The organism is Arthrobacter sp. NyZ413 (assembly GCF_049390645.1).
Taxonomy (GTDB): domain Bacteria; phylum Actinomycetota; class Actinomycetes; order Actinomycetales; family Micrococcaceae; genus Arthrobacter.
Genome location: NZ_CP155434.1, coordinates 1,077,392 through 1,096,756, shown reverse-complemented (window position 1 = coordinate 1,096,756; position 19,365 = coordinate 1,077,392). Strand labels below are relative to the sequence as shown.

At 62.2% G+C, this 19,365-nt stretch carries 16 protein-coding genes; 3 read left to right on the top strand and 13 right to left on the bottom strand.

The genetic code is table 11. The features are described 5' to 3' along the window. Window positions 1-28: 28 nt before the first annotated feature. Window positions 29-1,051, bottom strand: coding sequence for an adenosine deaminase (locus tag ABCW42_RS05230; protein ID WP_423183852.1), 1,023 nt, complete (start codon window positions 1,049-1,051; stop codon window positions 29-31). A 129-nt stretch (window positions 1,052-1,180) separates the two neighbouring features. On the opposite strand from ABCW42_RS05230, the gene ABCW42_RS05225 reads away from it, so the two are divergent. Beyond that, a complete protein-coding gene (locus tag ABCW42_RS05225) occupies window positions 1,181-2,086 on the top strand; it encodes an MSMEG_6728 family protein (RefSeq protein ID WP_423183851.1) in 906 nt (301 codons plus the stop codon). A 25-nt stretch (window positions 2,087-2,111) separates the two neighbouring features. On the opposite strand, the gene ABCW42_RS05220 is transcribed toward ABCW42_RS05225, so the two are convergent. Beyond that, window positions 2,112-4,580 (bottom strand): Tex family protein, encoded by a 2,469-nt coding sequence (locus ABCW42_RS05220; protein ID WP_423183850.1) that lies wholly within the window; start codon window positions 4,578-4,580, stop codon window positions 2,112-2,114. Window positions 4,581-4,645: 65 nt separating this feature from the next. Then, window positions 4,646-5,083 (bottom strand): CBS domain-containing protein, encoded by a 438-nt coding sequence (locus ABCW42_RS05215; RefSeq protein WP_423183849.1) that lies wholly within the window; start codon window positions 5,081-5,083, stop codon window positions 4,646-4,648. 185 nt (window positions 5,084-5,268) lie between these two features. Here ABCW42_RS05215 and ABCW42_RS05210 point away from each other — a divergent pair, with 185 nt between their 5' ends. Then, window positions 5,269-8,874 carry a TM0106 family RecB-like putative nuclease gene (locus ABCW42_RS05210; protein ID WP_423183848.1) on the top strand — a complete coding sequence of 1,202 codons (3,606 nt, stop codon included), beginning with the start codon at window positions 5,269-5,271 and terminating at the stop codon, window positions 8,872-8,874. Between the two features lie 7 nt (window positions 8,875-8,881). Here the strand turns inward: ABCW42_RS05210 and ABCW42_RS05205 are convergent, their stop codons facing one another. The 8 genes from ABCW42_RS05205 to ABCW42_RS05170 all read right to left on the bottom strand — a co-directional run bounded on the left by ABCW42_RS05205 (window position 8,882) and on the right by ABCW42_RS05170 (window position 17,370). Then, the gene (locus tag ABCW42_RS05205; RefSeq protein ID WP_423183847.1) at window positions 8,882-10,768 is read right to left on the bottom strand and encodes an MFS transporter; all 1,887 of its coding nucleotides are present in this window, start codon (window positions 10,766-10,768) and stop codon (window positions 8,882-8,884) included. 290 nt (window positions 10,769-11,058) lie between these two features. Next, complete coding sequence (locus ABCW42_RS05200; RefSeq protein ID WP_423183846.1) at window positions 11,059-12,129, bottom strand: alkene reductase; 1,071 nt, start codon at window positions 12,127-12,129, stop codon at window positions 11,059-11,061. A gap of 111 nt (window positions 12,130-12,240) precedes the next feature. Then, window positions 12,241-13,194, bottom strand: a complete 954-nt coding sequence (locus ABCW42_RS05195; protein WP_423183845.1) for an exodeoxyribonuclease VII large subunit — start codon at window positions 13,192-13,194, stop codon at window positions 12,241-12,243. Window positions 13,195-13,280: 86 nt separating this feature from the next. Then, window positions 13,281-13,517 (bottom strand): hypothetical protein, encoded by a 237-nt coding sequence (locus ABCW42_RS05190; protein ID WP_423183844.1) that lies wholly within the window; start codon window positions 13,515-13,517, stop codon window positions 13,281-13,283. A gap of 312 nt (window positions 13,518-13,829) precedes the next feature. Further along, complete coding sequence (locus ABCW42_RS05185; RefSeq protein WP_423183843.1) at window positions 13,830-14,438, bottom strand: hypothetical protein; 609 nt, start codon at window positions 14,436-14,438, stop codon at window positions 13,830-13,832. A 300-nt stretch (window positions 14,439-14,738) separates the two neighbouring features. Further along, a complete protein-coding gene (locus ABCW42_RS05180; protein WP_423183842.1) occupies window positions 14,739-15,308 on the bottom strand; it encodes a DUF6318 family protein in 570 nt (189 codons plus the stop codon). A 188-nt stretch (window positions 15,309-15,496) separates the two neighbouring features. Continuing rightward, window positions 15,497-15,775 (bottom strand): hypothetical protein, encoded by a 279-nt coding sequence (locus ABCW42_RS05175; protein WP_423183841.1) that lies wholly within the window; start codon window positions 15,773-15,775, stop codon window positions 15,497-15,499. 2 nt (window positions 15,776-15,777) lie between these two features. Continuing rightward, window positions 15,778-17,370 carry a glycosyltransferase family 2 protein gene (locus ABCW42_RS05170; protein ID WP_423183840.1) on the bottom strand — a complete coding sequence of 531 codons (1,593 nt, stop codon included), beginning with the start codon at window positions 17,368-17,370 and terminating at the stop codon, window positions 15,778-15,780. Here ABCW42_RS05170 and ABCW42_RS05165 point away from each other — a divergent pair. Further along, window positions 17,321-17,788, top strand: a complete 468-nt coding sequence (locus ABCW42_RS05165) for a very short patch repair endonuclease (protein ID WP_423183839.1) — start codon at window positions 17,321-17,323, stop codon at window positions 17,786-17,788. The genes ABCW42_RS05170 and ABCW42_RS05165 overlap by 50 nt on opposite strands. Here ABCW42_RS05165 and ABCW42_RS05160 read toward each other — a convergent pair. Together ABCW42_RS05160 and ABCW42_RS05155 are read right to left on the bottom strand one after the other, a co-directional pair. Next, the gene (locus ABCW42_RS05160; RefSeq protein WP_423184809.1) at window positions 17,730-17,906 is read right to left on the bottom strand and encodes a PLDc N-terminal domain-containing protein; all 177 of its coding nucleotides are present in this window, start codon (window positions 17,904-17,906) and stop codon (window positions 17,730-17,732) included. The genes ABCW42_RS05165 and ABCW42_RS05160 overlap by 59 nt on opposite strands. 90 nt (window positions 17,907-17,996) lie before the next feature. After that, window positions 17,997-19,211, bottom strand: coding sequence for an McrC family protein (locus ABCW42_RS05155; protein ID WP_423184808.1), 1,215 nt, complete (start codon window positions 19,209-19,211; stop codon window positions 17,997-17,999). Between the last annotated feature and the right edge of the window lie 154 nt (window positions 19,212-19,365).

Genomic DNA, 19,365 nt, shown 5'->3' with positions numbered 1-19,365 from the left:
TAGCTTGCGGATTGAAGCGGAGTGCCTCCTACGCCCCCGCCGCCTTCTCCCACTCCGCAACCTCGGCGAGCAGTTCAGCCTTCCTCGCATCACCGGCGAAGGACGACCGGACAGAGTTCGACGCGAGCTGTGCCCGGTCCCGCGCCGACAATTCATGGACCGCGACGAGTTGCGCGAAGTTGTCATCCACATAACCGCCGAAGTACGCGGGATCGTCCGAGTTCACGCTCACGTTCAGCCCGGCAGCGAGCATTGCGGGCAAGGGGTGGTCGGCCAGGGTGTCCACCGCACGCAGCCGCACGTTGGACAACGGGCACACAGTCAACGGAATTTGCTCGGCCACAAGGCGATCCACGAGCACGGAGTCTTCCATGCAGCGGATCCCGTGATCAATCCGCTCAACCCCGAGCAGGTCGAGCGCCTCGTACACGTACGACGCCGGACCTTCCTCGCCCGCGTGGGCGATGCGGTGCAGGCCGGCTTCCGCCGCGCGACGGTACAGGCGCTCAAATTTCGACGGCGGATTGCCCACCTCGGCCGAATCCAGGCCAATCCCGGCAATGGGAGCGTCCATGGCAAGCAACTGTTCGAGGACGTCGAGCGCCGACTCTTCGGACATGTCCCTCAGGAAGGCGGCAATAAGGAGCGACGAGACGCCGAACTCTACCTCCGACGTCGCGAGCGCCGAAGCCACACCGTTCACGCAGGTCTCCAACGCAATCCCGCGTGAGACGTGCGCCTGGGGATCCATCATGACCTCCACATGCCGGACTCCTCCGGCCGCGGCACGCGCCAGGTATGCACGGGTCATGTCGGCAAAGTCCTGTTCGGTCTGCAGGACAGCCATGTTGGCGTAGTACAGGTTCAGGAATGATTGCAGATCCGTGAACTCGTACAAGGCGCGCAACTCGTCCAAGTCCGCGTACGGAAGCTGGATCCCGTTACGTTCCGCGAGGGCGAAAATCAGCTCGGGCTGGAGCGTCCCCTCGATGTGCAGGTGCAGTTCGGCAACCGGGGGTGCCGCCGTCGTCGTTTCGCCAAAAGTTTCCACCCGACAAGCCTAGGACGAATCACGGGAGATGCCGGTTGATCCTCCATGGATGCACCAGATAGAGCCGGGGAGGGGAAGACCACACGCCGTCAACTTGGTTCTGGGGCGCCTCGCCCCCAAACTGAAAGGATGCAGACCTTCCTCCCGTTCCCCGATTTCAAGCAGAGCGCTGCCGCGTTGGACACCGCCAGGCTTGGCAAGCAGCGTGTCGAAGCCCTGCAGATCCTCCGCGCACTGGTGATCCCCGAGTTCGGCCGGTCGGCCCACCCGGCAATCCGCATGTGGATGGGGTACGTTCCCGCGCTCACGCTGTACGGCCTGGCGATGGTGGACGAATGGGTCGCGCGTGGCAATCCGGACAACACCCGCGCGAGTATCACCGAGTTCGCGCCGCAGGCCGCCCACCCGGACTACGCGGACAAGATTCCCATGCCGCCGTGGCTCGGCGACCCCGATTTCCACTTGAGCCACCAATCCAAGCTGCTCCAGAAAGAACCGCGTTTCTACGCCGAACATTTTCCGGACGCTCCGAAGGACCTGGAGTTCGTCTGGCCCGAACCGCGCTACGAATTCATTCCGGAAGACCCCTTTGACGATTTCATTTGGGTCCTTCGCGCCCCGGTGGGCGACGTCGAACCGGAGAAGATCAACAAGGTCGGCTTGCCGGCTGTGGGCAAGGCCAAGCCCGCAATTGCCGACAGTGACGAATACCAATTCGTGTACGCCGAGGAAACGTCCCGCCGTCCGGCCAAGAACTCGCGCAAGGTGCCCGTTCAGAAGGTCAAGAAACCCACGCGGAACCGGCAACGCCAGGAAGAAGCTTTCAGGACGCTCCCCGGCAGCACGCCTGTCCTTGTCCCGGTCGAAGGCGGTGCCAAGTTCGTCTTGGGCAAGATCCACGGACGGCCCATCACCTTGGAAGACGGCAGGTTCGGGCGCAACTTCGAGGTCGAGAAAGTCATTGACCGTTCGGACTTGGACTTCCCGGCCCTGATGCAGGACCCGCGGGCGTTCTTCCCGATTCCGTCGCTGTAGGGGCGGCGGGCCTCCGACGGCGGGGCTACTTACCCAGCCCCGCTCGCCGGAGGGCTTCTGCCATTGCTGTGTCAGCCTGAGGCTTGGGCGCCGCCTTCGCGCCACTGGCTGCCCCTGCTGACCTCGGGGATCCGGCACCCTGCCGCGCCGGACGGCGCTCACCCGAACCAGCCCGCTCACCGGAACCAGCCCGCTCACCGGAACCGCGCGAACCGGAACCACGACCGCCGGAGCCGCCGCGCGAGCCGGAGCCGCCCGCGGTGCCGGGTTCGTCGTCGAGCCTTAAGGTGAGCGAGATCCGCTTGCGCTCGGGATCGGCTTCGAGGACCTTCACCCGCACCACTTGGCCGGACTTGACGATTTCGCGGGGATCGGACACGAACTTGTTGGACATCGCGGACACGTGGACCAAGCCGTCCTGGTGAACCCCGACGTCAACGAAGGCCCCGAACGCGGCCACGTTGGTCACGGTGCCCTCGAGGACCATGCCGGGCTTGAGGTCGGAGATCTTCTCGATGCCCTCGGAGAACGTCGCGGCGGCGAACGCGGGGCGGGGGTCACGGCCGGGTTTCTCAAGCTCGGCCATGATGTCGCGAACGGTCGGTAACCCGAAAGTTCCGTCCACGAACGCCTGCGGATCCAGCGTGGACACGGCCCCACCATGTGCGGCGGCCACAATTTTCCGCGCCACAGAATACGCTTCGGGGTGGACGCTGGAGGCATCAAGCGGCTCCGCTCCCCCGGTGATCCGCAGGAAGCCGGCACACTGTTCGAAGGCCTTGGCCCCGAGCCGCGGCACCTTCTTGAGGTCCGAACGCTTGTCGAACGGACCGTTCTCGTTGCGGTAGGCCACGATGTTCTCGCTCAGGAGCGGTCCGACGCCTGCCACGCGGCTCAACAGCGCGGGAGATGCGGTGTTGACGTCGACGCCCACCGCGTTGACGCAGTCCTCGACGACGGCGTCGAGCGAACGGTCGAGCTTCGCAGCCGTGACGTCGTGCTGGTATTGCCCGACGCCGATCGACTTCGGCTCGATCTTGACCAACTCCGCCAGCGGATCCTGCAGGCGTCGCGCAATGGACACCGCGCCACGAAGGGACACGTCCATGCCGGGAAGCTCCGCGGCAGCCAACGCGGATGCCGAGTACACGGATGCACCGGCCTCGGATACGACCAGTTTCTGCACGGCAGGACCGCCCGATGCGGTCAGGTTCTTGATGAGCTGCCCGGCGAGCTTATCCGTTTCGCGCGAGGCCGTGCCGTTGCCGATCGCCACGAGTTCCACGGCGTGCTGCCGCGCCAAGCGCTCGAGCGTCACCAATGCCTCGTCCCACTTCTTGGCCGGAGCGTGCGGATAGATGGTGTCGGTGGCGACCACCTTGCCGGTTCCATCCACGACGGCCACCTTCACGCCGGTCCGCAGTCCCGGGTCCAGGCCCAGTGTGGCGCGGTTCCCGGCGGGAGCTGCAAGGAGCACGTCGCGCAGGTTGGCAGCGAAAACGCTGACAGCTTCGTCCTCGGCCGTCGCGAACATGCGGCCACGGAGGTCGTTGCTCAGGCGGTCCAGGATCCTCGAGCGCCAAGCGATCTGCGCGGTCTGGACAAGCCACGAATCAGCGGGCCGGCCACGTTCGGCGACCCCGAGGCACTTGGCCACGGCGTTCTCGTAGCGCGTGCGCGCGGCGGCCAGGGCGTCGTCGTCGGCTGGTTCCGCTTCGGCGAGGTCAAGCTCGAGAACGCCGTCGTTCTCACCGCGCAGCAGCGCGAGGACGCGGTGGCTCGGCATCCCGGACGGCACCTGCGTGAAGTCGAAATAGTCCTTGAACTTCTGCCCCTCGACCTCCTGGCCCTTCTTCACGCGCGACACCATCCGGCCCTGCGTCCACAGCCGTTCGCGCAGGTCCTCGGCAAGATCAGGGTCCTGCGAGACACGCTCGACGAGGATGGATCGGGCGCCGGCGAGCGCGGCGGACGCGTCGTCGATGGAGTGCTCAGCGTTGAGGTACTTGGCCGCTTCGCGTTCCGGATCGAGCTGCGGATTGGCGAGCAACGCATCGGCGAGCGGCTCGAGCCCTGCCTCGCGGGCGATCTGCGCCTTGGTGCGCCGCTTGGACTTGAAAGGCAAGTAAATGTCTTCAAGCCGCGACTTGGTGTCAGCGCCGACGACGGCGGCTTCCAGTTCCGGGGTCAGCTTGCCTTGCGCGGCAATAGCCTCGAGGACCGTACGACGGCGGTCCTCCAGGTCCCGCAGGTAGCGGAGCCTTTCCTCCAGCTCGCGCAATTGGGTGTCGTCGAGCGTCCCGGTGGCTTCCTTGCGGTACCGGGCGATGAAGGGGACGGTCGATCCGCCGTCGAGCAGTTCAACCGCCGCTTTGACCTGCCAGGCCTTGACGCCCAGCTCGTCTGCAATGCGGGCGTGGATGGCGGTTTCTGCCGCTGGAGGCTGCGTGGTCCGGCTCGGGGCTGACGGGGTCGCTGGAAGTTGAGTCACCATGACATTGTGCCCCACAAACGAAAGCGCCACGGCTGGTGGGCCGTGACGCTTGGGTTTGCAGTGCGTCAGCCGAGCGGGACGGCCGGCGACTTGGCGGAAATGTGCTCCACCAGTTCTCCAGTGCGCTGTTCGGCGTAGTTACGGGCGATGTCGCCCTGGCTGATGATGCCGACCAGGCGGTGGTCGGTGATGACCGGAAGGCGCCTGACTTGGTGTTTCTCCATCAAGTCAATGGCGGCGTCGATGCTTGCATCGGCATCAATCCAGATCGGCGTGCCTTGGGCGAGGTCGGCCGCGGTCTTCGCCCCGACGTCCCATCCTTCAGCCACGCATTTGACCACTATGTCGCGGTCCGTGATGAATCCCTTGAGCCTTCCATCGCTGCCGCAAATCGGCAGGGAACCGACGTCCAGATCGCGCATCAGGACGGCCGCGTCACGCAATGACTGGTCTTCCTTGACGCATTGGGCGTTGGTGGTCATGAATTCGCGCACAACACTCATGAGTCCTCCTCCATCGATGTGGTATCGACGCGGACCCCCGGCACCGACGCCGATGTTGTCAGCCTACGCTCAGGCCGAAACGCTGAACAGATCGCGGTTGAAAGTGCTGATCCTATTACTGTCAGGGGCCCCTGATAGCTTGGCTTTGTCGGCTTGGAATGGGGCGTGGCCTCGAAGGGGGCAAGGTGTTTCTTCTTGATTCGGAAAGTGCGGGAGCGGCGCAGGACCTGGTGTTTTCGGCCAGCGACCTCGTGATTGCTTCCACGTGCGAATACCAGTTGCTGCGCGTGCTGGACGAGAAGTTGCAGCGCTCCCCCGAAGCGGAGTTCGAGCCCGACGAAATGCTTGATCGCGCAGCGAAGCTGGGCGATATCCACGAACACGCGGTGCTGGAGCGGTTCGTTGCCGAGTTCGGCGATTGGGATCCGCGCGCGGGAACCGGAGTGTACGACGTCGTTCCCGCCGAAGCGATGGACCGCGCCACCCTGCGCACCAAGCACGCGGAGTCCATTGAAGCCCTGCGGTCCGGCGCGGATGTTGTCTTTCAGGCTGCGTTCTTCGACGGCGAGTTCCACGGGCGGTCGGATTTCCTCGTGAAACAGGCCGGCGGCTCGTACGCCGTCTTCGACACCAAGCTCGCGCGCCATGCAAAAGTCACGGCCTTGCTGCAGCTTGCCGCTTATGCCGAGCAACTTCTTAAAGCTGGGATCGAGCCTGCGCCGGAGTTGACTCTCGTCCTGGGAGCAACTGTCCAGGCAGGCACCGGCGGCTACGACTACGTGCACAGCAACCACAAACTGGCCGACGTACTGCCGGTCTTCCGCGAACGCCGTAGCCGTTTCCTGGCGCTGACCTCGGCGCACAGGTCACAACCCGGGCCCGTCCAGTGGGGTACCCCAGGGGTGACCGCGTGCGGCAGGTGCAACTATTGCAAGGAGCAAGTCGAGTTGCACCGGGACCTGCTGATGGTGGCAGGAATGAGGATCGCGCGTCGCAAGAAATTGCTTGCCGATGGCATCTCCACGATTGACGCCTTGGCCGGGATGCCCGATTTCACGGATTCCGTGACGCTGCGTTTGCAGGAACAAGCGCGACTGCAAACAGGGATCGCGAAGCCCCACGGAACCGTTCGCTACACCGACAAGACCGGTGAGGCCAAGACCATCAGCTACTCGGTCCTCGAATCCAACTCCCTGGCACGCCTCCCACGACCCGACGCCGGTGACATCTTCTTCGACTTCGAGGGAGACCCATTATGGCAAGACCCGGCGACCGGCCGTTGGGGTTTGGAGTACTTGTTCGGTGTGGTCGAGAATCCTGAGGCTCCCGGCGAAAAGCCCGTCTTCCGGCCGTTCTGGGCGCATTCCCGGGCCGAAGAGCGGCAGGCTTTCATCGATTTCCTCGATTACGTCGAGGAACGCCGGATGAAGTATCCGGACATGCGGATCTACCATTATGCGGCTTATGAGAAGACCGCCCTCCGCCACCTGTCGGTGGTCCACACTGTCGGCGAGGCCGCCGTGGACAACCTCCTGCGGGAGGGCGTCCTGGTGGACCTTTACGACACGGTCCGGCACAGCATCCGCATTTCCGAAAATTCGTACAGCATCAAGAAACTCGAGCCCCTCTACATGGGCGAGCATTTGCGCTCGGGCGAAGTGACCGACGCCGGAGCTTCAGTAGTTGCCTACGCCAACTACTGCACTGCCCGCGACGAAGGCCGCAGCGACGAGGCCGCCGACATCCTGGCGGGGATCTCGGACTACAACGAATACGACTGCCTCTCCACCCTTGAGCTGCGGAATTGGCTGCTGGGCTTGGCCTCCGAGCATTCGATCGAGCCGGGCTACTCCGTCCCGGCAGCACACAAGGAGACCGAGCCGGCGAAATACGAGGCCGCCCCCGAAGAAACAGCCCTGCTTGACTACGTCATGGACCATGCCGCGGCACCCTCGGAAGCCCGGGCAGTCGCCTTGGTGGCTGCCGCCATCGGATACCACCGCCGCGAGGACAAACAATATTGGTGGGGCCACTTCGATCGCCTCGACCGGCCCGTTTCCGAATGGGAGGACACCCGGGACTGCTTCATTGTTGAGGAAGCTGAAGTGGTACGGGACTGGTCCACTTTGCCCGGGAAGAGGAACCCTTCGAGGGACGTGTTGTTCTACGGCCGCGCAGCCGAGGGTTCGGGTTTCATTCCTGGCAGCAAGTTCTTCCGAATGTACGATTCCCCCGTGCCTGAGGCTTTCGACGGCAAGGCAATGAGTGCCCAAGGCAGGAGCGGTGCAGGCGGAACTGAAGTCCTCGATGCAAGCGGCTTGGATGCCAAGGACTCCCCCGGTGACGGGCACAGCGGCGATACCGTGCTTGTCCGGGAGATCCTGCCCAGCAAAACTTCGCCGTTCCACCAGGTACCCATGGCGCTGACGCCCGACGTCCCGGTCAACACCAACGGCCAGCGGGCAGCCCTCTCGGAACTCGCCGTCGGACTTCGCTCCAGCTTGCCGTCCTGGCCAAAGAACCCAGCTTTGGACTTGCTGCGCCGAGTCCCACCGCGGCTTGCCACGCTAACGGCACTGCCCGTCGTCGGGTCCGGCGAGAACGGCTACGTGGACGCGATCACTGCCGCGGTGGCAGACCTCGACCGCTCCTACCTCGCTGTTCAGGGACCTCCGGGGACAGGCAAGACCTACGTCGGCTCCCACGTTGTGGCACGACTCGTGGCCGCGGGATGGAAAGTAGGGGTGGTCGCCCAGTCCCACACGACGGTTGAAGCGCTCCTCCGCAGGGCGATCGAGGCAGGCGTATCTCCGGCCAGGGTTGGGAAGAAACCCAAGGAAGGCGATACCCAAGCCAAGCCTTGGGAGATCCTGGCTGATGGCGATATTGAACGGTTGTTGGCGTCGGCCGGCGGTTGCCTCATCGGCGGTACGGCATGGACCATGACTGGCAAAACTGTTCCAGCCCATTCCCTGGACCTGCTGGTGATCGATGAAGCCGGGCAGTTCTCGCTGGCCAACACCCTTGCCGTGAGCCGGGCAACAAAGAGGCTGCTCCTTCTCGGCGACCCGCAGCAGCTCCCGCAGGTTACCCAAGGCAAACACCCTGAACCGGTGGACGAATCCGCCCTCGGCTGGTTGGCGGACGGCCATCACACACTGCCGGAGGAACTTGGCTATTTCTTGGCGACCTCGTGGCGCATGCACCCCGATTTGTGCGCAGCCGTGTCAGAACTTTCCTACGACAACCGGCTGGAGTCAGCTCCCCTCGCTTCCGAGCGGCGATTGGCCGGAGTCCCTGCCGGCGTGGAATGCGTCTACGTCCCGCACAGCGGCAACTCCACCCAGTCATCGGAGGAAGCCGCGGAAGTCGCCGGGCAAGTTCGGAAACACGTGGGGCTCGGATGGCTGGATCCCCGTGAATCGGCCGGAGAACGGCCCTTGGGTGAGAAGGACATCCTGGTGGTGGCCGCCTACAACGCCCAGGTGCAGCTCATCCAGCGGGAACTTCGGAGTGCCGGCCTCGGCCATGTGCGCGTGGGCACCGTGGACAAGTTCCAAGGCCAGGAGGCTCCCGTGGTGATCGTTTCCATGGCGGCCTCCGCTGCGGCCGAAGTTCCCCGCGGCATGGATTTCCTGCTCTCACGCAACCGGATCAACGTGGCGGTCTCGCGCGGTCAGTGGCGTGCCGTCGTCGTACGCTCACCGGAACTGACCAACTACCTGCCGAGCCACCCCGAAGGTCTCGAGCAACTGGGCGGCTTCGTGGCGTTGTGCCAGCGGGCCAGCTAGCTTCGCTTCATCGGAGCCGACGTGGATCAACGCTCGTGGGTTTCGGAACATGGTCAGCGGCACGCCGCCCACGGACGGCTTGCTTTCCGCCGTCGTTCGACCTGACCGTCCGGAACGGCTCCGCATCCGGAAGGAACTGCGCCGCTGGGAGACGACGCGGGGCTTCGGGCTCGATCCGATGCTCCGTGTACTCGTACTTCCCGCCACGGAGGGCGGACGCGAAAGCGGCCACGATGCAGGCCGCGATCGCGAAGGCAAAGGCCACTGCCAGGCCTTCGGCGAACGGCCCCGAGATGAGCGCCGGGAAGAAGGAGCGGCCGGTCAGGAACGCCGAGTCCGACGCCGGAAGGCCTCCCAGGACTTTCGGCCCGAGCAGCGTCTGCACCGGGTTGTAGCCCAACAACGAGGAGAACAGGACCGAAACTGGCGGTAATTGCGCAACCTTCGCGGCGTCTGCTGCGGCCACACCGTGAGCCGTCAGGCCTGAGGCGAGCGTCTGCGGCAGGGTGCGGGCGAGCCCTGTGATCATGAGGGAAAAGAAGATCCCGATGGAAAGCACCATGGCCGAGTTCTGGAAGGTCGTGCTCATGCCCGCGCCTACCCCGCGGCGATTAGGCGGAAGTGAATTCATGATGCCGGCCCTGTTCGGAGCTGCAAACAAGCCCATGCCCAAGCCGTTGGTCAGCAACGCAAGGCAGAACGGCAGGTACGTGAAATTCACCGGTAAAACGAGCAGCCAAAGGAAACTCGCTGCCGCCACTACCATTCCCAAGGTGGCGAGGAGCCGGGCACCGTGGCGGTCGGAGAGCCAACCGGAAACGGGTCCTGCGATCAGGAATCCCGCGGTCAGCGGCAACATGTAAATGCCCGCCCAAAGCGGGGTGGTTTCAAAGCTGTAGCCGTGCTGCGGCAGCCAAATCCCCTGCAGCCAGATGATCAGGATGAACATCAGGCCGCCGCGGCCTATGCCGGACATCAACGAGGCCAGGTTTCCGGCGGTGAACGCCCGAATTCGGAAGAGCGACAAATTGAACATAGGCTCGTCGATCTTTGATTCCACCAAGCAGAAAATGGCCAGCACCGCAGCCCCACCGATCAAGGCGGCGAGCACCCAAGGGTTGGTCCAACCCATCGTGTGGCCGCCGTATGGCTGGATGCCGTACGTGATACCCACCAGCACCGCGACGAGGCCCACCGCGAACGTTCCGTTGCCCCACCAATCGAGCTTGGCCGGCTGCCGGATCCCCGTGTCATGCATGCTGAGGTACGCCCACATGGTGCCGGCCAACCCCACCGGCACGGACACGAGGAACACCAAACGCCAATCCAGCGGACCGAGCAATCCCCCGACAATCAGGCCCAGGAAGGACCCGGCAATGCCCGCGACCTGGTTCAGTCCCAATGCCAGTCCACGCTGGTCCACCTTGAAGACGTCCGTGATGATGGCCGTTGAATTGGCCATCAGCATTGCCCCGCCGACACCCTGCAGCACACGCATGATGATCAGCCACAGGACCCCGGCATCACCCGAGAGCCACGTCAGCGAAAGCAGCACGGAGAAGACCGTGAAGATCGCAAAGCCTGCGTTGTACATCGTCACCCGGCCGAACATGTCGCCCAACCGGCCAAAGGTAACCACAAGCACGGCCGTGACCACCATGTAGCCCATGACGAGCCAAAGGAGCATGCTCGTGTTGCCGGGAGTGAGCGGGTCTACGTGGATTCCGCGGAAAATATCGGGCAAGGCTATGAGCATGATCGACGAATTGATGGTCGCCATGAGCATGCCCAGCGTGGTGTTGGTCAGGACTATCCATTTGTAGTGGGGGCTGGCAACCGCGCGCTCGATGCGGGCCTGGCGTTTATCCCTGAAGACTTGGGTCTTTGTCGCCACCTCAGCTGCCCCTTCCCGGCACACGGGCCGCTTCGGGATTGTTACCTCACTAAAAACCTTAGACCCGGAAACTGTGCGGAGAACCGGGGGTAGGGATTTTCTGCTGGGCCACTCCGGTTGGCTTGGGCTGGCTCCCCCGCGACTCCGGGGATCTTCGAACGGCACCTGCCCGCAGATCCGGCAAAATGTGCCGCGCTAGCAGAATCTGCCCGGGGAGGATCGCTTAAATCACGACGGCGGCACTCGGCTTTCAGGAAAAGCCGAGTGCCGCCGTCGTGGGCTACTTGCGGTTAGTTCGCGTAGAACGGGTAGTCGGTGTAGCCCTTCGCGCCTTCACCGTAGAACGTAGAGGGATCAGGTTCGTTGAGCGGCAAGCTCTCGCGCCACCTGCGCGCGAGGTCGGGGTTGGCGATGGCCGGGCGCCCGACGACAACGGCGTCCGCGTGACCGTTCGCGACGAGTGCTACAGCTTCTTCCCGGTCCGTGATGGTGCTGAAGCCTGTGTTCACCAAGAATGTACCCCTGAAACGCTCGCGCAAGTCCTGGACGAGTTCGCCTTGGGGATCGTGGTGCAGGATGCTCAGGTAGGCCAGGTTAAGCGGGGCGATCGTGTCCACCAGAACCTCGTAAGTTGCGCGGACATCAGCAGGATCAGTCTCGTCAATCTGCTGCACCAGGTGCTCCGGGGAAATCCTGATGCCCACGCGGTTGGCGCCGAGGGCTTCGACCACGGCATTGACGGCCTCGATGACAAAGCGCGCACGGTTTTCCGGCGAACCCCCGTAGCTGTCCGTCCGGATGTTGGTGTTAGGTGCAAGGAACTCGTGGAGCAGATAACCATTGGCTGAGTGCAGTTCAACACCGTCGAACCCGGCTTCGATAGCGTTCCGGGATGCCGTAACGATTTCCTGGATGACCGCTGGCAGCTCGTCCGTGCTCAACTCGCGTGGAACAGGGTAGGGCTTCTTGCCGTTCGGGGTCCGCACTTCTCCTTCGATGGCGACGGCACTTGGTGCGACAATTTCGTTGCCGCCGGTGATGTCCGGGTGGGAGACTCGTCCACCGTGCATGATCTGTGCGAACATGCGGCCACCTTCGGCATGGACGGCGTCGGTCACCTTCTTCCAGCCTGCGATCTGTTCCTCGGTAACAAGGCCAGGCTGGCCCGGGTAGGACTGGCCGGCCGGAGTGGGATATGTTCCTTCACTGACGATCAGGCCCAAGGACGCGCGCTGCCGGTAATGCTCTACGAGGAGGGGCCCGGGAATCCCTTCTGCGCCCGCACGGACGCGGGTCAACGGTGCCATGACCAAACGGTTGGGAAGTTCAAGTTCGCCGAGCGTCAACGGGGAAAACAACATGTGCAATGCCTTTCAAACGGGAACGGATCCACTGCTGGCAACTGCAACGCGTCTGCAACTATTCCGGAACCAACGTTGATGAGACGAGCGTCACAAGTTTGTCGTGTTCGCTCAGCCGCTGGGAGGGATGTTTGCGATCACTTGGCGAATGCCTCGAATGGTCCTCACACTCTTGGCTCTCCGACGCCAGTCATCCCGGTCGCGGAAAGGGTGCTTCATTGGCTTGGTCGCCGGATCCGAAACAAACCTCTGGTTCCGCTTCTCCATCCAAGCAGCCAGGAGTGAGAGCCCCACAGAGCAAACCGGATACAGCACCTGGGCCAAAACGAGCGAACTGAAACCCGTTAGCTCGAGCACCGGCTGCTGAACGAGAAGGGCAGAAACGCCTGCCGCGATAAATGCAGCGACTTTAAGGTGGGAGAACATTCGAACGCGGCGCTGCGCCAATTCGATGAGGTCACTGCGGTGTTCGTGTTCGGCTGCCCGGGCCCACGTTTGAAATGCTGCGGCGTCGGCCCTTGCTCGATTCAGATCAGCCAAGTTCGGATGAGGGGCGACAGTGGGCGGGACGGCCGGGGCCGCCGCTTTGGCTCGTGTCGGCGCGCCAACGGGGGCCTGGGCAGACGAGCGCCCGTTCGAAGGTTTTTCGTTGATTCGTTTGGACTCGATGTAGTGGCGCTTCTCGAGTTCCCGTTTGATTGCTTCTCCAGCGGCCGTTGGCGTTACGAAGGAGAAACTAGCTGCCCGATCGGCCATGGAGACGTCCGGTTCATGTCCAATAGCGGTTGCGACGGGCACCGGAGAGCGGTTGATTGCAAGAGCTATTTCGGGTTGATCGAAGACCCTCAATTTGCTCCAGTGCCCGCCGCCCCGAATGATCAGGATAAGGTCGTAGCCCTTCGAAATAATCTCGGCGAGCTTCGCTTGGAACATCTCGGGTGCTGCTTGGCTGGCCCAACGAAATGTCTGGTAGTCGATTGCCAGGGATTCGTTTTGTTCGGACTTCCGAACCTGGCTTTTGAAGTCAGCCAATCCGCGGCTGTCCTCGGGCGCGATTACCAGCAATCGCGTGAGTTTTTTGGGGAATTTGGGCCTTTGATAGTCATTACAGTGAATATCTCGTCGAGAGGTCCTGACCGATGAGACGCCTGCTAGGCGAAGTGCCTCAAGTGTGCGAGCATCTTGGCGATGAAGTTCTCCCGAGAGGTGAAATTCTCGGAAATTTTAGTGACGTCCAAGATGACGGTGCCGTCGTCGGCCAACTGAGTTTCGCCTTGGATCTCAAGCTTCATGCCTTCCCGCATGGCAGCAGCCAAGGACACCTCTTGACGTCGAAGGTAGTTGGCGATGTTGTAGGCATTCTCGCCGCTAATCCGGCACTCAAGCACATCTAGCGTTCTCCCGTTGAGCGTTGCCAGGTCGAAACGCCAATCGCGCCCGAGACGCCTCGGGGACCTGCATTCTCCACCAATCGTCTTCAGGACCACGGGAAAAGCCTCCCGAACTGTCCTTACCGCGGTGCTGACCGACTCGAGGTCACCCGAAAACCGCCTTCTGCCCCGTGAGATTTGTTCCTTCATTCTTCTCCCCCAATTTTCAGTTTGCGTCGGTACTTCCATCTTGCCGGTCAGCGTAGCCTCGACCCCCGACAAGCAAAGCCGAGCGACTTGATCTCACGTTGGCCCGCTCGGTTCCGGGTCCTATTTTGACGGCACGCCGGGGCAGCCTTCGCCCTGGGGGTTCTGGAGGCAGTTATCGGCATAGTTGCGCGTGACCGAGCGCCACACGCTCACAGTCTGCGCCGGGGACGCGAACTCCCCCGTGCCCGGAATCGGCAAATCCGGGCCACCATTCACCGAATACGTACCCCGAAACGTCGTCGAGACCGACACCTGGAAATCACCCGTCTGCTTATACACGTGGCTCGTGCGCGTCTGCTCACCCCACCGCTCCTCCGGCAACGGGCCACCGGCAAAGATCGTCGGCCCCAAACCACTGCCGTCCCCATACGTGTAGGTGTACTCCACCGGCTCGGCCTTGATAACCACCTTCTGGCCAAGCATGTCGACAGCAAAGGTCTGAGCCGCGGCGTCGGCATAGAAGTTGGTCTCCGCCCCTTTGAGCGTATGCGGAAAAGGCTGAATACCGGAGACCGCAGGGGCGATCGGCAACTGTTGGAATTTCGTCTGGATCTGAGCACCGATCTGATCCAGGACATCATGCGGCTTCTCGGAATACATGCAGCGGTCGGGTTCCACCCGGTGCCATGTATCGGGGTTTGCAAAGGTGAACTGGTCAAACCATCTCACCGGCCTGCCATTTATTCCTTCGTTACACCTCGCACGGGTATTGCATGCTGAATCGACGTCATTCTGATCATTGACGATACAGAGAACCTCGTATTTGTACCGCTTTTGAGCTGTTGGCGTTTCTGCAGGTACATCGACCCAATTCCCTGAAGCCGGATCAACCCTCCAGACCCCAACTCCTGCATCATTCCAATCAACTATCGGCCCAGCTGCCCAAGATGACGGGGCACCCAGGAAGTCTGCACAGATCGTTGCGAACACCATGAGCGCGCCGAAACGAAGTCCACGTCGCGTCAATTGCTAACCACCAATTCGGTCGACGTTTGACGCGCTCCACGCGCCGCCTTCGTACTTTGCAATCATGATGTCGGCTTGCAGACTGGTCTTTGGCGACGCCTTTTCCACCGAACCATCAGCTCGATGGTATGAAATTGCCTCGCGATGATCTTCTATCCATTGTCCTTGGGAGTTCCAGTCTTCGATCGTCGGGCGAACTCTGGAGCAAGAGTTGCAGCCAGCCCCGGACACCGCGTCAACCGGTGTGAGATCCCCGGTCTGATAGGCGAAGTTCATAAGGTCGTACCAATACCGAGCAAACGCCTCCAGACCTTCTTTGCTGTTCGCCTTCGCAGCCTCCGGGAGCACCGGAACCGGCACGTTCTCAGCTCTGCCGGTGGAAGTCGCAGGCTTGTAGACAGCAGCCGGAGTCGGCGTGGGCGTGGCCGTGATGCTAGGTGAAGCACTCGGTGATCCGGTCTGCGACGCTTCCGGTGGACCGCCAGGCGTGCAGCCAGCGAGACCCAACATCACCCCGACCACAGCTATGACGAAGAAACGGGCGCGAAAAGAAATGGACGTGCGTGAAGTCACGGCTTGCTATCCCCCAATAGTAGTGTGCCTGAGCAACAGGGTAGCTGAAGAACCGTCCAAGCGTCGAAAAGTTATCCACAGGGCCAAGATGACGCTGGTCGCATGGCCTCGTATCCCCACGCCCGGCCGCACCGACGCCCGGGCAGTGTCTAAGGTGCACTCAACCAGGGAATCGCCCGCCTATGACGCTAATCCGCGCGGCGCCCGCGTCCTCCGCGAGTGTTGATGAAGTCCGTCGCGTCGTTCACGGTAGGCGCATCCGGGTAGATGCTTCGAGTCTCCGCGCGTTGGTTTTTCGTACGAATCCAGTCGCCGGGATGCAATTTCGGAACAATTTTCGCTATAGCCAAAGCGCCATACATCAAAGTATTGATCGCCACAAAAGTCGCCAGAATGGCAAACCAATCGGAATGCAGGACTCCCTCTGGGAACAGAAGACCGGTGGGGACTGCTGTTGAAATCGCCATGGCTATTTTGCCTTCCCGGTCCCTGCGCTCTGTGAATGGTTAAGGTGCTTCCATTTGGCTTGCTTACCCAAGGAGATATCAATGATTCCCTTGACATAAACCACATTCAGGAACATGTCGAAGAACAATTCCGGAAAGAGCGTGGCGGCCAGGATACGGGCACGCCAGCCACCCTTCCACGCAGTGACCACGCGCTCCAACGAGAAAACGACGCCGATTCCCAGCCAAAACGGAAACCACACCCAAGTATCCAATGACAGAACCATCATGAGGATGAGCAATAGATAGGCGCTGAGCGCAATGACCCCGTACCCGATGCCAAACTGTTGAGCCCAGTAGCGGATGGTTTGGGGTGTCACACCGTAAGCACCAAGGTTTTCAAGTGCTCCCCGCTGCCAGCGAAGGCGCTGGGCCCACAAAGTGCGGAAATTCGGCATCAATTCCGTCACCACTGTGCATTCCATGGGCGAGATCATGAGACCACCCAGGGACTTCAACGCGATGGTCAATTCGTTGTCCTCGGTCAACGACGCAGTGTCATAGACGTCTCCGTTGATTCCCGGAATAGACGTGCCGCGACTCTGAGCGACAGTGCGCAGAGCGCGCGGTCGGAAGATCGAGGCCGTACCGGTGAGGACAAAAACGCGCCCCCGCCTGCGGCCGATGTCGCGTGAGTAGCGTATGTATTCGTTGCGCTGGAACTGGCCAATAATGCCATGGCCTTCTTCGCCGTAGAAGAGTCCGCCGACGGCCATCAGTGCCCTGTCATTCGTCAGCCTGGATACCGCCACTTCCAGGAAACCGTCGTCGAGGCGGGTGTCAGCATCCATCACCATTACGACGTCGTTATCCCCTTGGCCGGGCAGCAGCCACTTTAGCGCCTGGTTCAGGGCTCCGGCTTTCTTCTTTGTATTGTTTACGGATTCAAAGACCTCGACACCTGCTTTTCGGGCGAGGGCTACAGTCGAATCCGTGCAATTGTCGGCCACCACGATAATCCGTTCCGGAGGATGCGACTGCGCCATAAGCGATGCAATAGTGGACGGCAGTGAAACTTCCTCGTTGTGCGCCGGAATCAACACAGTTACCGTGACCGGACCCGCGTACAGTCCACGGGTCTCCGCCATGACAATCTTCGGGGCCAAGGGAGTCTGGGGATTTGCCGAACGTCGGGACCTGTTGGCAATACGGCGTTCCAACAATGCCACTCCTGCGGACAACAAAAGCGCAAAAGCGATGGCGGCGAGGATCACTCGCGGTTGGGGCGCCTCCGAGTCGTAGAGCACTTTCCAAACGCCAAGAACGATGGCCTCAGCCCTCGACTCAACGGCAGAATTTCCGGTCGATGCAATAGCGAACCACAATAGTGCGGCTGCACCTCCCACAGTGACCGCAATGAGAATTCCCACCATGCGCTGAAACAGCCCTCGACCCATGGTCGAAATGCTAGCAACTACCAAACACGGAAAATAATCGTCGTAATGTATCGCCGGCAGCGTTTCAAAGGCAGAGAACCTGGAACGGGCGGCGTGCTTAGACTGGGGTATGGGCGAGAGCCGGGACTTGCTGACGCCGGAGCAACGCAGCCGGAACATGTCCAAGATCCGGGGCAAGAACACCAAACCGGAGCTCTTGGTTCGCAAAATCCTGCACGCCAAGGGTTACCGATACAGGCTCCATGGGAACGCGGCCGGCGGGAAACTTCCCGGCAGTCCGGACTTGGTGTTCGCGAGCCGCCACAAGGTCATTTTCGTCAACGGCTGCTTCTGGCATTTCCATGATTGCAAGGCCGGGCTGCATGCTCCCACCGCCAACGCCGAGTTCTGGGAAGCCAAGCGGAACCGCACCCGGGAGCGGGACGCGGCCCAGCGCGAAAAGTTACAGGAATCGGGCTGGGCTGTCCTCACTGTCTGGGAGTGCGAATTGCGGGACCGTTCGGCTTTGGAGGATCAGCTCACACAGTTCCTCGACGGCGACCAAACAGGAAATAACTCAAAGGCCCAAAGAAATTGATGAAGCTGGCGGCCCGCCACAGGGCCTTGCTCCCCCGAATGTCCGACGCCGGCGTCTTGGTAATGCTGCGTTGCGCGGCAATCAGCAGCGCTATTTGACCAGCGCCAACCACTGCCATTCCGAAGCGTTGCCCCGGTGTCATGTCCTTCCAGGATTTCTTCTTCTTGTTTCGCATTGTGCCTCCATCTGCTGTGCCTGCTCCTTCAGGCTAGCCTGACGACCCTCCCGAAGGAACCGCCAAAGCTTGCCTCACCACTTCTCCCCACGACTGCTGGACCAAATCGTCGACGGCGGCCAGGACGTCCGCGGGAGGCAACGAGAGGTCGAGGGGGTATTCCACGATATCGATATCGGTATTGAGGATCCGCCGGAGTTTCATCTCGCCTTTCCCGGCGTAGACGAGCCACGCAGTGGGCACCTGCAGCGCTGTGCAGTAAGCCAGCATTTGATAGTGATCGGCGTTGAGCGAAGCTCCGGAATCCGAGGCAGCCTTGTATTTCGAGTCGTACACCACAACCGGCCTGCCACCAAGGAAGTGGACTGCGTCGGGGCGCACTGTGAGCCGGTCGGAATCGCGAACTGCCTCGTTGAGCGTGGCGCCGTACTGAAGCCGCATTTCGCCGGGGTGCGCCCTCATGGCCTTGCGCATCGCAAGACCCACGAATTCCTTGAAAACACTGGACATGTCCACCACGAACGACGCTGTTTGTTGCTTCCCCTCCCCTGCCTCCGCCGAGGCATTGCGAAGGATGACCTCCGCGAGGCGAAGCACCGGATGGTAGCGGAGGTTCATCCGGCTGGCCCGCCACGGCGGAAGGGGCGCGCCGGACTGCAGCCGCGTGACGGCGTCGAGCTTTCCCTTAAGCTGCCGCAGGCGGCTGAGGACGTTGCTTCGCACGCCGGGGACCTTGCACATCCGCTCGAGGGCGGCCCGAAGGATACGGTTTTCGGCAATGTCCTCGGTGAATTCGTCGTACGAGACTTCGAGCGGAACCAGCATGCCGGGACGGCGGGAAATCTGGTCCGAGATCCGGATCCGGCCCTTGACCGTCCGCAGCGACTCGTCCACCGTCAGGTAACCCTGCAGCGGACCACGGCTCAGGGCACGCTCCGCCAGTTGGGCAAGGGACTCCGCCAAGGCGCTCCACAAGTCCTGGTGTTCGACGGCGGCCACCGAGTCTTCGCGGAAACCCTGGTCTCCCGCGTAGCTGAGCAGGAACAGGAGGCGGCTGAGGCCCAACCGGTCCTTTGGCCGCACCTCGAACTGGACCGTGGGCGTGCGGACGGATCCGACTTTCCCGACGGGTTCGATCCTGTAAAGCCCCATTCCCATGGGCGAGGCTTTCGCGAGGCCGCTCGAGTTCAGGAGCGCGGCGGAGTCCGGATCCAGCTTCTCCACGATGCCACCGGAGAGCTCGTCCATCACGACGTGCCGAACGGCAGCTGCTCCTGAAGCAGCGGGCCGCGCAGCGCCAAGAGCGGACGGCCGCGCCGCCGAAACCACGGACGAACGTGCCGGAGGCCGAACCCCCACGGATCTACCCGACCCTGCGGCCTTCCCGATTTCGGGAGGACGC